Raw genomic sequence first — 13,904 nt, forward strand, 5'->3', positions numbered from 1 at the left:
ATATGCCCAAGGGCAATCCCACAATCCTTAAATCAACGCAGTACCATCAACAGTGCCAGCACCACGACCGCACCGATGCTCATGGATGCCACATACCAGCGCAGGTAGCCGTTCTCACTGAACAGCAGACCTTTACCCGCAAAGCGCGAGAGAACCGCCGGGATGTTCATCATTGAGTTCAGCGGATCGCGTTTCAGCAACCAGGCAATACCCAGGAACGGCTTGACGAACACTTTGTCGTACAGCCAGTCAAAGCCCCAGGCGTTGTACCACCAGGTGCCCAGCAGACGGCCCGGCGCACTGTTCGCGATGGAGGTCACCAGAGTACGTTTACCCAGCCACAGCCAGGCTGCCAGCAGAATGCCGACCACCGCGACCACGCCAGAGGTAATTTCCAGGGTCAACATGCTGCCGTGCGCCAGCTCCGTCGTTTGCGGAAGCACGCCCTGCAGCGGCGGTACAATCAGTGCGCCAACGAAGGTGGAAAGGATCAGCAGCACAATCAGCGGCAGGCTGTGAGTAATCCCTTTCACGGCGTGAGCGTGAATTTGTTCTTTCCCGTGGAAGACGATGAAAATCATACGGAAGGTGTAGAGCGAGGTCATAAACGCACCGACCAGACCTGCCACCATCAGATTGATATGACCATTCGCCATCGCACCGGCGAGGATCTCATCCTTACTGAAGAAGCCCGCAGTAACCAGCGGCAGTGCCGACAGTGCTGCACCACCCACCAGGAAGCAGAGATAAACCAGCGGAATAGATTTACGCAGACCGCCCATCTTGAAGATGTTCTGTTCGTGATGGCAGGCCAGAATGACGGAACCGGATGCCAGGAACAGCAGCGCTTTAAAGAACGCGTGGGTCATCAAGTGGAAAATCGCCGCATCCCATGCCTGTACGCCAAGCGCAAGGAACATGTAGCCAATCTGGCTCATGGTGGAGTAAGCGAGAACACGTTTGATGTCGGTCTGTACCAGCGCGGCAAAACCGGCCAGCAGCAGCGTAACTGCCCCGACAATACCCACCAGATGCAGAACTTCTGGCGTCATCAGGAACAGGCCGTGGGTACGGGCGATCAGGTAGACACCTGCGGTTACCATCGTTGCGGCGTGGATCAGCGCGGAGACAGGCGTCGGACCTGCCATCGCGTCGGCAAGCCATGTCTGCAACGGCAACTGCGCAGATTTACCGACCGCACCACCCAGCAGCATCAGCGTCGCCCACATCAGCATGTTATTGCCGTCAGCAAAGTGCGCGGGTGCCAGTTCCACCATTTCACGGAAGTTCAGGGTACCCAGTTCGTTGTAGAGAATGAACAGCGCGAAAGCGAGGAACACATCACCCACACGGGTCACGACAAACGCTTTCATTGCCGCTGCGCCATTCTTCGGATCGGTGTAATAGAAACCGATCAACAGATAGGAGCACAGGCCCACGCCTTCCCAGCCGAGGTACATCAGCAGCAGGTTGTCGGCAAGAACCAGAACCACCATGCTGGCGATGAACAGGTTGGTGTAGGCGAAGAAGCGAGAGTAGCCCTCTTCACCACGCATATACCAGGAGGCGTACATGTGAATAAGGAAACCGACACCGGTGACCACCGAGAGCATGGTCAGCGACAGGCCGTCCAGCACCAGATTGAAACCGATGTTAAAGTCGCCTACCGACATCCATGTCCACAGCGGCTGGCTGTATGCCTGCTCACCGTTAGCGAAGAAGTCAACGCCGATAAAGGCAGTTACCAGCGCCGCCAGGCCCACAGAGCCTACGCCCACGATCGCCGAGACGTTTTCAGACCAGCGCCCACGGGAGAACGCCAGCAAGACGAAGCCAATCAATGGCAAAATAATGGTTAAGGCAAGCATGTTCATCCGCGCATCTCACTTACTGAATCGATGTTCAGGTTCTGGCGACGACGGTGAAGCTGCAGCAGCAGCGCAAGGCCGATACTCGCTTCTGCCGCCGCGAGGCTGATGGCGAGAATGTACATCACCTGACCGTCGGTCTGGCCCCAGTAGCTTCCGGCGACCACAAAGGCCAGCGCAGAGGCGTTAATCATGATTTCCAGACCAATCAGCATAAAGAGCAGATTGCGACGGATAACCAGACCGGTTAAGCCAAGAACGAATAAGATTGCCGCGAGGATCAGTCCATGTTGTAAGGGGATCATGCGTGCTCCTCCGTTTTTCTTTTCGCGCTGTCGTCTTTACGATTGCTCAGCACTTCACCCGCACGCTCTTCACGACCGACGTGGAAGGCCACAACCAGACCAGCCAGCAGCAGCATAGAAGCCAGTTCCACCGCCAGTACGTAAGGCCCGAACAGCGTAATACCCACTGCTTTAGCACTGATTGGCGTACCGTCGATACCCTGATCGTTAACACCGAGAATGGCGTAAACAATCACCACCAGCATGATGGCCGACAAAATTGCCGGACCAATCCACACCTGCGGTTTCAGCCACTGACGTTCCTGTTCGATTTCCGAACCGCCCAGGTTGAGCATCATCACCACGAACACGAACAGCACCATAATGGCACCCGCGTAGACGATAATTTCCAGCGCACCGGCGAAGTAAGCGCCCAGCGAGAAGAACACCCCGGAAATCGCCAGCAGCGAAATAATCAGGTACAGCAGTGCGTGTACCGGATTGGTATGGGTGATCACTCGCAAGGTCGCAAGTATGGCTATCAGGCCACAGATATAAAAAGCGAACTCCATTGCCCCTCTCCTTACGGTAACAGGCTCTTGACGTCGATAGGCTTGGCTTCGTTCTCTGCTTCGCCCTTATCTTTGCCGTCGATTGCCATACCTGCCATCCGGTAGAAGTTATATTCCGGGTATTTGCCCGGACCGGAGATCAGCAGATCCTCTTTCTCATAAACCAGATCCTGGCGCTTGTATTCCCCCATTTCGAAATCCGGGGTTAACTGAATCGCCGTGGTCGGACAGGCTTCTTCGCACAGACCACAGAAAATGCAGCGTGAGAAGTTGATGCGGAAAAATTCCGGATACCAGCGACCGTCTTTGGTTTCTGCTTTTTGCAGCGAGATACAGCCGACCGGGCAGGCTACCGCGCAGAGGTTACAGGCTACGCAACGCTCTTCGCCGTCCGGGTCGCGGGTCAGAACGATGCGACCACGATAACGGGGCGGCAGATAGACCGGCTCTTCCGGGTACATTCGCGTTTCGCGTTTGGCGAACGCGTGCAGGCCGATCATCCAGATACTACGAACCTGGGTGCCGAAACCTACTAACAATTCTTTTAAGGTCATGGTCTTAGTGCCCCTTATTGCGCCTGCCAGAGAATGACAGCCGCCGTTACCAGCAAGTTGATCAGCGTCAGCGGCAGGCAGATTTTCCAGCCGAAGGACATTACCTGGTCATAACGCGGACGCGGTAACGACGCACGAATCAAAATGAACATCATCATAAAGAACGCGGTTTTCAGCGCGAACCAGATGAATGGCGGTAAGAACGGGCCTTGCCAGCCACCGAAGAACAGCGTCACCATCAATGCGGAGATGGTCACAATCCCGATGTATTCGCCCACGAAGAACAGACCGAACTTCATGCCGGAATATTCAATGTGGTAACCATCCGCCAGTTCCTGCTCGGCTTCCGGCTGGTCAAACGGGTGACGGTGACACACCGCCACGCCCGCGATGGCAAAGGTAATAAAACCAAAGAATTGCGGGATGACGTTCCACACGTGCGCCTGGCTGTTAACGATGTCGGTCATGTTGAATGAACCGGCCTGCGCCACCACGCCCATCAGGGAAAGCCCGAGGAACACTTCGTAGCTCAGGGTCTGCGCAGAAGCACGCATCGCACCCAGCAGCGAGTATTTGTTGTTACTTGACCAGCCCGCAAACAGCACCGCGTAAACCGCCAGACCTGCCATCATCAGGAAGAACAAAATCCCGATGTTCAGGTCGGCAACCACCCAACCCGGACTGACTGGCACAATCGCAAAGGCCAGCAGCAGCGAGGTAAAGGCAATCATCGGTGCCAGGGTAAAGATGACGCGATCCGAGAATTTCGGGATCCAGTCTTCTTTAAAGAACATTTTGATCATGTCCGCAACCAGCTGGAGCGAACCGCCCCAGCCAACACGGTTAGGTCCGTAACGGTTCTGGAACAGACCCAGCAGGCGACGTTCGCCAAAGCTCATGAATGCCCCGCAGGTGACAACCACCAGCAGGATCACCACCGCTTTGAGGATGGTCAGCAGGATCTCAATCAGTTCCGGTGATATCCAACTCATTGTTGTGCCTCCTTGAGATCCTCAAGATGCGCGCCAGCCAGCACCGGAGCAATACCGGACATGCCCATCGGCAAGCCCACCTGCCCTGCCGTCAGTCCTTCGGCGATTTCAACCGGCAGCGTGACCGTGTTGCCATCGTAACTAAAGGAGACGCGTGTACCCGCGTTCACTCCCAACTTCGCGGCATCCGCTGGGTTGAGTTTGATGTACGGTTGCGGCATACGGCTCTGGAAGATCGGAGCACGCTGTGACAATTCATCGCTGCCAAACAGGTGGTAGTACGGCGCGATACGCCATTTCCCTTCCTGCGGCTGGAAGCGTGCCGGTACGCTGGTGAAGTAATCCAGACCGTTTTCGCTGGTTTCAAACAGACGCACGCCCGGATCGCCAAAGCGCAGTTTGCCGCCCACTTCGTCCTGGAATTTGTTCCACGCCTGCGGGGAGTTCCAGCCCGGCGCCCAGGCAAACGGCACTTGCGAACGGTGCGCGGTCGGCTGGTTGTTACCCTCCATCGAGAAGGTGAACATGGTGTCAATATCCTGCGGCTGACGCGGCTCATGAACGCTGATGTTGGCGCGCATGGCGGTACGACCACTGTAACGGTGCGGCTCACGGGCCAGTTTCTGACCACGAATACGGAATGTCGCATCCGGCGCAGCATCTTTGATTCCCGCCAGTTCCGGAATTTTCGCCACAACGGCGTCAATCACATGGTCGAGCTGCGTCCAGTCCACTTCACGGCTCAGCAGGGTACTGTGCAGCGAGTGCAGCCAGCGCCAGCTTTCCAGCATCACAGTTTTGCTGTCGTAATAGGCCGGATCGTAAACCTGGAAGAAACGTTGGGCACGGCCTTCGTTGTTGATCACCGTACCGTCACTTTCAGCAAAGCTGGCGGCGGAAAGCACCAGATGGGCGTTTTCCATGATCGCCGTGCGTTGATGGTCAACCACCATCACCAGCGGCGCTTTCGCCAGCGCAGCATTCACGCGGGTAGCGGAAGCGTGACGATGCAGATCGTTTTCCAGCACCACCACCGCGTCGGCGCGTCCGGTTTCCAGTTCGGTCAACGCTTCTTCAAGCGATCCACCGCCCATAATGCCCAGCCCCATGCTGTTGACGGAACGGGCAATCATGGTGATACCGACGTCAGCGCCGCGACCTTTCAGGGCTTTCGCGACGTTAGCCGCAGCCTGAATCACTTCAGCGCTACCAGCGTTCGTCCCGGAGATAATTAACGGTTTCTTCGCACCTGCCAGTGCCTGCACGATGACGTCGATTTTGCTTTGCAGTTCAGGCTCGATACCGTCAACCGCTGGCGCGGAGTTATCCAGCGCATGAGCGATGGCAAAACCTAAACGCGCCTGATCTTCAACCGGTGCGCGGTAAGTCCACGCCGCGATATCATCCAGACGGGTGTCATCAACGTTAGTCACAAACAGCGGATGCTTTGCACGTTGGCCAATGTTGAGGATTGCCGCAATCTGCCAGTCAGCCACTTTCTGTGCTGCCGCCATTTCGCGTGCTTTACCTTTCACCGCCTGACGCACTGCCAGCGCAACGCGCGCGCCGGTCTGGGTAACGTCTTCGCCCAGCACCAGTACCGCATCGTAAGATTCGATTTCGCGTAAGGCCGGAGTATAAATGCCGCCTTCGCGCAGAACTTTCAGCGCCAGTTGCAGACGTTCCTGCTCACCGTGAGCGATACCGGTATAGAAGTTTTCTTCGCCCACCAGCTCACGCAGCGCAAAGTTGCTTTCCACGCTGGCACGCGGAGAACCAATACCGATCACTTTCTTCGACTGACGCAGAATATCTGCTGCGCCCTGCATTGCCTGCTCGGCGTTGAGGGAAATGAAATCATCGCCACGACGCTGTACAGGCTGACGCGGACGGTCTTTCAGGTTGACGTAGCCATAACCGAAACGACCTCGGTCGCAGAGGAAGTAGTGGTTTACCGTACCGTTGTAACGGTTTTCGATACGACGCAGTTCGCCATAACGCTCGCCGGGGCTGATGTTACAGCCGATGGAACATTGCTGGCAGATGCTCGGCGCAAACTGCATATCCCATTTACGGTTATAACGCTCGGAGTGCGTTTTATCGGTAAATACGCCGGTCGGGCAAATTTCGACCAGGTTACCGGAGAATTCGCTTTCCAGGGTGCCGTCTTCCGGGCGACCGAAGTAGACGTTGTCATGTGCACCGTAAACGCCCAGATCTGTACCGTCAGCGTAATCTTTGTAGTAACGCACGCAGCGGTAGCAGGCGATGCAACGGTTCATTTCGTGAGAGATGAACGGCCCCAGATCCTGATTGCGGTGGGTACGTTTGGTGAAACGGTAGCGACGGAAGCTGTGTCCGGTCATCACGGTCATATCCTGAAGATGGCAGTTACCGCCCTCTTCACATACCGGACAATCGTGCGGGTGGTTGGTCATCAACCACTCGACCACGCTTTCACGGAACTGTTTCGCTTCTTCGTCGTCAATGGAAATAAAGGTGCCATCGGAAGCCGGTGTCATACAGGACATCACCAGGCGACCACGCGTGTCTTCCGCGTTTTGGTATTGCTTCACCGCACACTGGCGGCAAGCACCGACGCTTCCCAGCGCCGGATGCCAGCAAAAGTAAGGAATATCAAGGCCCAGAGACAGACAAGCTTCCAGCAGGTTGTCCGCTCCGTTAACCTCGTATTCTTTGCCGTCTACATGAATTGTAGCCATTAGCATGCTTCCAGTTTTCTCAGTCAGAGACTGAGCGTTAATCGAAATTCGGTTACCAGCGCTCTTTCAGCAGGTTCGGCTGAATCCCATTAATCAAATGGGTATTGCTGAACGGCTGTTTGATTCCCGCCTCAAATTCTTCGCGGAAATATTTGATGGCGCTCTGTAACGGCTCCACTGCACCAGGTGCGTGGGCACAGAAAGTTTTACCCGGACCTAAGAATCGACACAGTTGCTCAAGTGTTTCGATATCGCCCGGCTGACCTTCGCCACGCTCCAGCGCACGCAGAATTTTCACGCTCCACGGCAGACCATCACGGCACGGCGTACACCAGCCGCAGGACTCACGGGCGAAAAACTCCTCCAGGTTTCGTACCAGCGACACCATGTTGATCTCGTGATCAACCGCCATCGCCAGCGCCGTACCCAGACGGCTGCCCGCTTTACCGATACTTTCGAATTCCATCGGCAGGTCAAGGTGCGCTTCGGTGAGGAAGTCAGTACCCGCACCGCCTGGCTGCCAGGCTTTGAATTTCAGGCCGTCACGCATACCACCAGCGTAATCTTCGAGGATCTCGCGCGCGGTGGTGCCAAACGGCAGTTCCCACAGACCCGGATTTTTCACCCGACCGGAGAAGCCCATCAGCTTGGTGCCAGCATCTTTGCTTTTCGAGATGTTCTGATACCACTCCACGCCGTTAGCGAGGATCGCAGGAACGTTACACAGGGTTTCGACGTTGTTGACACAGGTCGGTTTACCCCATACGCCGGAGGTTGCCGGGAATGGTGGCTTCGAGCGCGGGTTAGCACGACGCCCTTCCAGGGAGTTGATTAACGCTGTTTCTTCCCCGCAGATGTAGCGCCCTGCCCCGGTATGGACGAACAGTTCGAAGTCGAAACCTGTTCCCATAATGTTTTTGCCAAGCAGCCCTGCTTCGGTGGCTTCGGCAATGGCACGGCGCAGATTCACTGCCGCCTCGATATATTCGCCACGCAAGAAGATGTAGCCACGGTAAGCTTTCAGCGCAAACGCGGAGATGAGCATGCCTTCCACCAGCAGGTGCGGCAGTTGCTCCATCAGCAGACGGTCTTTATAAGTGCCCGGCTCCATTTCATCGGCGTTACACAGCAGGTAACGGATGTTCATGGATTCGTCTTTCGGCATCAGGCTCCATTTCAGGCCAGTCGAGAAGCCCGCACCGCCGCGCCCTTTCAGGCCAGCGTCTTTAACCTGATTGACGATCTCGTCCGGAGACAGCCCGGTCAGCGCCTTACGCGCTCCTTCGTAACCGTTTTTGCTGCGATATTCGTCCAGCCACACAGGCTGTTTGTCATCACGCAGACGCCAGGTCAGTGGATGCGTTTCGGGAGTACGGATAATGTTTTTCATTTATACCGCTCCAGCAGTTCAGGAATCGCTTCCGGGGTCAGATGCGCGTGAGTGTCCTCATCGATCATCATGTTTGGCCCTTTGTCGCAGTTCCCCAGGCAGCAAGTTGGCAGCAGCGTAAAGCGACCGTCAAACGTCGTTTGCCCTGGTTTGATGTTCAGTTTTTTCTCCAGCGCCGCCTGAATGCCCTGGTAACCGTTAATGTGACAGACCACGCTGTCGCAATAACGGATCACATGGCGACCAACCGGCTGGCGGAAGATCTGGCTGTAGAAAGTAGCCACGCCTTCGACATCACTTGCGGGAATACCCAGAACGTCAGCGATCGCGTGGATCGCGCCGTCTGGCACCCATCCACGCTGTTTCTGAACGATTTTCAGCGCTTCAATGGACGCCGCACGCGGGTCTTCGTAGTGGTGCATCTCGTGCTCAATCGCTTCACGCTCAGCCGCACTCAGCTCAAAAGCCTCGGTTTGTGGTTGTTGATTCTCGTGCATAATTAGCGGTCCACATCTGACATAACAAAATCGATACTGCCCAGATAAACAATCAGGTCAGACACCAGGCTGCCGCGGATCGCCGCCGGAATTTGCTGCAAATGCGCAAAGCTCGGGGTACGAACACGGGTGCGGTAACTCATGGTGCTGCCGTCGCTGGTCAGGTAGTAACTGTTGATCCCTTTGGTCGCCTCAATCATCTGGAAGGATTCATTGGCAGGCATCACCGGACCCCACGACACTTGCAGGAAGTGGGTGATCAGGGTTTCGATATGTTGCAGCGTGCGCTCTTTCGGCGGCGGCGTGGTCAGCGGGTGATCTGCTTTGAACGGGCCTTCCGGCATGTTGTTGAGGCACTGCTCAAGAATGCGCAGACTCTGACGCAATTCTTCCACTTTCAGCATTACGCGGGTGTAGCAGTCAGAAACACCACCACCAACCGGAATTTCAAAGTCGAAGTTTTCATAGCCAGAATAAGGACGCGCCTTACGCACATCGAAGTCGATCCCGGTAGCGCGCAAACCAGCACCGGTGGTGCCCCACTCCAGCGCCTCTTTCGCGCCGTAGGCGGCTACACCCTGGGAACGGCCTTTCAAAATGGTGTTTTGCAGCGCCGCTTTCTCATAAGACGCCAGACGTTTCGGCATCCAGTCGAGGAACTCACGCAGCAGGCGATCCCAGCCACGCGGCAGGTCGTGCGCTACGCCGCCAATACGGAACCACGCCGGGTGCATACGAAAACCAGTGATCGCTTCCACCAGATCGTAGATTTTCTGACGATCGGTAAAGGCGAAGAACACTGGCGTCATCGCACCGACGTCCTGAATAAAGGTCGAGATGTACAGCAGATGGCTGTTAATGCGGAACAGTTCGGAGAGCATTACGCGGATCACGTTAACGCGATCTGGTACGGTGATCCCGGCCAGTTTCTCTACCGCCAGAACATACGGCATCTCGTTAACGCAGCCGCCGAGATATTCGATACGGTCGGTATACGGAATGTAGCTGTGCCATGACTGGCGTTCGCCCATTTTCTCCGCACCACGATGGTGATAGCCGATGTCTGGTACGCAGTCGACAATCTCTTCGCCATCGAGTTGCAAAACGATACGGAAAGCACCGTGCGCCGACGGGTGGTTCGGACCGAGGTTGAGGAACATGAAGTCTTCATTTTCGGTGCCGCGCTTCATCCCCCACTCTTCCGGTTTGAAGGTCAGGGCTTCCATCTCCAGATCCTGTTTGGCTTTGGTCAGCTCAAACGGCGAGAATTCGGTAGCGCGCGCCGGGTAATCTTTACGCAGCGGGTGACCTTTCCAGGTTTGCGGCATCATGATGCGGCGCAAATTGGGGTGACCATCGAAAGTAATGCCAAACAGATCCCAGGTTTCACGCTCATACCAGTTAGCGTTCGGGAACAGCTTGGTGAAGGTCGGTACGTGCAGGTCGTTTTCTGCCAGCGCCACCTTCAGCATGATGTCGCGGTTACGATCGATAGAAATCAGATGGTAGAAAACGGAAAAATCCGCGGCAGGTAACCCTTCGCGGTGTGTGCGCAGACGTTCGTCCATGCCGTGTAAGTCAAACAGCATGACGTAAGGTTTCGGCAGTTTCTTTAAGAAATCACCCACTTCCAGTAATTGTTCACGCTTGATCCACACAACGGGAACCCCGGTGCGAGTCGCCTGAACAGTAAAGGCATCCGGCCCAAAACGGTTGCGCAGTTCGCCAATCACCGGATCATCAAGATGATCGCGGGTCTGCCAGGCGGGTTCTTGCGCGGTTAAGTCGGTCATATTGTTCACCATTGCAAATGGTCCGTGGTGACTGTCGGCGCAGTAAGCTTCGCGAAATAGATTTAGGAATAAGCGAAGAAAAATCCCTTTGCCGACAGGCGCAAATTAAATCTCGTCAGGTGTACGCAGGTTGGTAACGGCAATGCGTTCACCGCGCTTGCGTTCGCGCTCTGATTGCATGTTGGCGCGATAAACGCCCTGATCGCCAACCACCCAGGAGAGCGGACGACGTTCTTTGCCGATAGATTCCTGCAACAGCATCAACGCCTGCATATACGCTTCAGGACGTGGCGGGCAGCCCGGGATATACACATCAACCGGAATGAATTTATCGACGCCCTGCACAACGGAATAAATATCGTACATACCGCCAGAGTTGGCACAGGCACCCATTGAGATAACCCATTTTGGTTCCAGCATCTGGTCATACAGACGCTGAATAACCGGTGCCATTTTGGTAAAGCAGGTTCCTGCAACCACCATCAGGTCAGCCTGACGCGGCGAAGCACGCAATACTTCTGCGCCAAAACGTGCCACGTCATGCACCGCGGTAAACGAAGTCACCATCTCAACGTAACAGCAGGAAAGACCGAAGTTATACGGCCAAATTGAGTTTTTACGACCCCAGTTAACCATGTCATTGAGCTTGCCCATAAACACGTTTTTGTTAACTTCTTGCTCCAGAGGGTCGGTTACGATCTCCTGCTTTTGCAGGGGGTAACGGTCGTTCTCACCGTTGGGATCTATGCGGGTGAGCGTATAATCCATCTTAATGCCTCGCGGTTAGCGTTGACGATTAGCGATACTGTTCGTTTCCGGGTTCATACGCTCGCGGCGTGAACGCGCGGGCGTCCAGTCCAGCGCGCCAATACGCACCAGATAAACCAGACCAGCCAGTAACACAAAAATAAAAATTGCAGCTTCCACAAAGCCTACCCAGCCGCTTTCGCGGATAGAGGTTGACCATGCGAACAGATACAGCGCTTCAACGTCGAAGATAACGAAGAACATGGCCACCAGATAAAACTTGGCGGACAGGCGTAAGCGGGCGGAGCCGACCGAGTCGATACCTGATTCAAACGGAACGTTTTTCGACCTCGCGCGTGCGCGACCGCCTAAAAACCAACCGCCTACCAGCATCAGGCAACACAGGCCAATGGCAACGATAAGAAAGATAGCGAATGCCCAGTGATGAGCGATGACTTCAGTGGATGTTGACATACTCATTGCTTACTCATCAAAAGTAGCGCCAGATTCACTGCTCTTCACGGCAGATGGACGCCACATCGATTCATGGGGAGGAATAAAAAAAACCTACAATCACTGTAGAAATCAGTAAACAGCCAATTGATGTGGTTTTTTACTCCTTTCTATAACCTTTTGTCAACTTTAACAAAGGTTTCTTCACGACAATTTACACTTACACAACAAAATTAACATTAGGCAGTTTTCCCTATCCAAAGATCTAAATCTTTTGTCATATTTGCTGTTGTTGAATCGTGTCCGTTGTGAAGTAAAGGAAAAAAACGCAACCATTTTGACAGGAATTTGTAATGATTAATCCCCCTAATGAGGGGTATTTTTTTGATCTGTGACACGCATCTGTTAATTAACAATATTGAACAAGCAACAATTTAGCTCATTTATTAACATGTGAAGTTAACAATACCGTCAGAGACTAAATTTTAAGCAACTCAGCATGTTAATGCATGTACGGATCTGTGATCGACAAGACCTGTCTTTTGAAACTGACATTGATAGTAGTACAAAAAAATAGCCCCTGAGTGCTTTCACACATCAGTGGCTATTTTTTATTCAGATTTTTTAATGCTTAAAACAACTTTTAGCGAAAATCGCTTTCAATCAGAAGCGGATCGTCTCCACCTTCAACGGTAACATTGCCGTATTGCCAGGGATTTTGATAACTCTCCATCGCCTGATAGATGATTTGCGCCAGTTCGTTTTTACCTTCTGGATCACAGCACAACAGATATTCGGTATCTGGCAGCATTGGCAAACCATCCACAGCGCCAAGGACACGAAGATCCGGGCTCATCATCTCAACCGGACGCGCTGTTACACCTAAACCCGCTTTTACTGCTGCACGAACAGCTGGCAACGTTGAAGCAACATAAGCCAGACGCCAGGGAATATCAGCCGCATTCAAAGTATCAAGGACCATATCACGAAACGGGCTGGGCTCATCTAATAATACCAGCGGCACTGGCTCTCCACGCTGCAAAACATATTCCGCTGCACAATACCAGTGCGTCGGAGATGTACGCAAATTAAGGGCGTTGCCTGTCTCTGGACGGTGTGTAGTCACAATGAGATCAACTTCCTGAGATTTTAACATCTCAGCCATAAATGCATTGCGTTTTACCCGGACATCCAGTGCAAGCTTCGGATAAACCGAACTAATCCTGTTTAATAGAAAAGGAAGAATTGTATCGGCTGATTCATCGGAAGCACCGATAGTTAATACCCCCTGAAGATTGCTGAACATTAATGATGAGCATGCCTCATCATTGAATCGCAATATTTTCCTGGCATAGCCAAGAAGCTGAATGCCATGTTCCGTCAACAATTTATTACGCCCGTGGCGAGCGAACAGTTCTTTACCTACGAGTTGCTCCAGGCGCTGCATTTGCTGACTGACTGCGGACTGAGTACGACAAACCGCAGCTGCTGCCGCTGCAAACGTATTCAGATCGGCAACAGCAACAAATGTTCTCAGCAGATCGAGGTCGAGGTTAATTATCGGACGATTTGCGTTTATCATAATTTTTCACTTACTGGCGGCTCATTCTGAGCTGGTTAATGCTGTGCACACACAAACAAGCAAACAATTCCATTTGTAATGTGCCACCCTGGCAGATTCACCTGGTCAGACCAGGCGAGTGCGAAAATGTATATTGAACAACTTTCGGAAGGTCACTCTCTTTCTTACTTGTTAATACCTGAAGTAGATCACAGAATATATTGTCAGAGAATGCACGACGATTAAGTTGTTCGCTGTTTTTCTACTAATGAAAAAAGGTAGATTTTGTAAATCTGGACAACAACCCCTATGTACTTCTTAACAAAAACACGCTATTTAATAATGGGTTATCCATAACGGCCAGTACTAAACACTCTCACAACAACTGGAATAGCCCCATTTGTTGGAGAACATCTTACCCTAAAACCATTTTATTTATAAGTGTTATTACGATTAATCTTATGCAAAGT

12 protein-coding genes are annotated in these 13,904 nt (G+C 53.4%); all 12 read right to left on the reverse strand.

From position 1 onward, the window contains the following. Positions 1-32: 32 nt before the first annotated feature. The gene (nuoL, locus tag K0335_RS16000) at positions 33-1,874 is read right to left on the reverse strand and encodes an NADH-quinone oxidoreductase subunit L (RefSeq protein WP_001056607.1); all 1,842 of its coding nucleotides are present in this window, start codon (positions 1,872-1,874) and stop codon (positions 33-35) included. Then, positions 1,871-2,173 carry an NADH-quinone oxidoreductase subunit NuoK gene (gene nuoK, locus K0335_RS16005; RefSeq protein ID WP_000612644.1) on the reverse strand — a complete coding sequence of 101 codons (303 nt, stop codon included), beginning with the start codon at positions 2,171-2,173 and terminating at the stop codon, positions 1,871-1,873. Before nuoK ends, nuoL begins: the two co-directional genes overlap by 4 nt. Beyond that, a complete protein-coding gene (gene nuoJ / locus K0335_RS16010; RefSeq protein WP_000393511.1) occupies positions 2,170-2,724 on the reverse strand; it encodes an NADH-quinone oxidoreductase subunit J in 555 nt (184 codons plus the stop codon). The genes nuoK and nuoJ overlap by 4 nt, the downstream gene beginning before the upstream one ends. 11 nt (positions 2,725-2,735) lie before the next feature. Beyond that, complete coding sequence (gene nuoI, locus K0335_RS16015; protein WP_000172749.1) at positions 2,736-3,278, reverse strand: NADH-quinone oxidoreductase subunit NuoI; 543 nt, start codon at positions 3,276-3,278, stop codon at positions 2,736-2,738. Between the two features lie 14 nt (positions 3,279-3,292). Continuing rightward, complete coding sequence (nuoH, locus tag K0335_RS16020; protein WP_000118503.1) at positions 3,293-4,270, reverse strand: NADH-quinone oxidoreductase subunit NuoH; 978 nt, start codon at positions 4,268-4,270, stop codon at positions 3,293-3,295. Continuing rightward, positions 4,267-6,993: an NADH-quinone oxidoreductase subunit NuoG gene (gene nuoG, locus K0335_RS16025; protein WP_104919525.1), complete on the reverse strand. Its 2,727-nt coding sequence runs from the start codon at positions 6,991-6,993 to the stop codon at positions 4,267-4,269. Before nuoG ends, nuoH begins: the two co-directional genes overlap by 4 nt. A gap of 52 nt (positions 6,994-7,045) precedes the next feature. After that, a complete protein-coding gene (gene nuoF / locus K0335_RS16030) occupies positions 7,046-8,383 on the reverse strand; it encodes an NADH-quinone oxidoreductase subunit NuoF (protein WP_000789502.1) in 1,338 nt (445 codons plus the stop codon). After that, entirely contained in the window at positions 8,380-8,880 is a 501-nt protein-coding gene (nuoE, locus tag K0335_RS16035) for an NADH-quinone oxidoreductase subunit NuoE (RefSeq protein WP_000545042.1), read from the reverse strand. The genes nuoF and nuoE overlap by 4 nt, the downstream gene beginning before the upstream one ends. Before the next feature lie 2 nt (positions 8,881-8,882). Further along, positions 8,883-10,685 (reverse strand): NADH-quinone oxidoreductase subunit C/D, encoded by a 1,803-nt coding sequence (gene nuoC / locus K0335_RS16040; RefSeq protein ID WP_000247879.1) that lies wholly within the window; start codon positions 10,683-10,685, stop codon positions 8,883-8,885. A 93-nt stretch (positions 10,686-10,778) separates the two neighbouring features. After that, a complete protein-coding gene (nuoB, locus tag K0335_RS16045) occupies positions 10,779-11,441 on the reverse strand; it encodes an NADH-quinone oxidoreductase subunit NuoB (protein ID WP_000386733.1) in 663 nt (220 codons plus the stop codon). Positions 11,442-11,456: 15 nt separating this feature from the next. After that, positions 11,457-11,900 carry an NADH-quinone oxidoreductase subunit NuoA gene (gene nuoA / locus K0335_RS16050; protein ID WP_000062997.1) on the reverse strand — a complete coding sequence of 148 codons (444 nt, stop codon included), beginning with the start codon at positions 11,898-11,900 and terminating at the stop codon, positions 11,457-11,459. Between the two features lie 616 nt (positions 11,901-12,516). Continuing rightward, positions 12,517-13,455 (reverse strand): transcriptional regulator LrhA, encoded by a 939-nt coding sequence (gene lrhA, locus K0335_RS16055; protein ID WP_104919526.1) that lies wholly within the window; start codon positions 13,453-13,455, stop codon positions 12,517-12,519. Between the last annotated feature and the right edge of the window lie 449 nt (positions 13,456-13,904).

Source organism: Escherichia sp. GZ89 (assembly GCF_019366485.1).
Classification (GTDB): Bacteria; Pseudomonadota; Gammaproteobacteria; order Enterobacterales; family Enterobacteriaceae; genus Escherichia; species Escherichia fergusonii.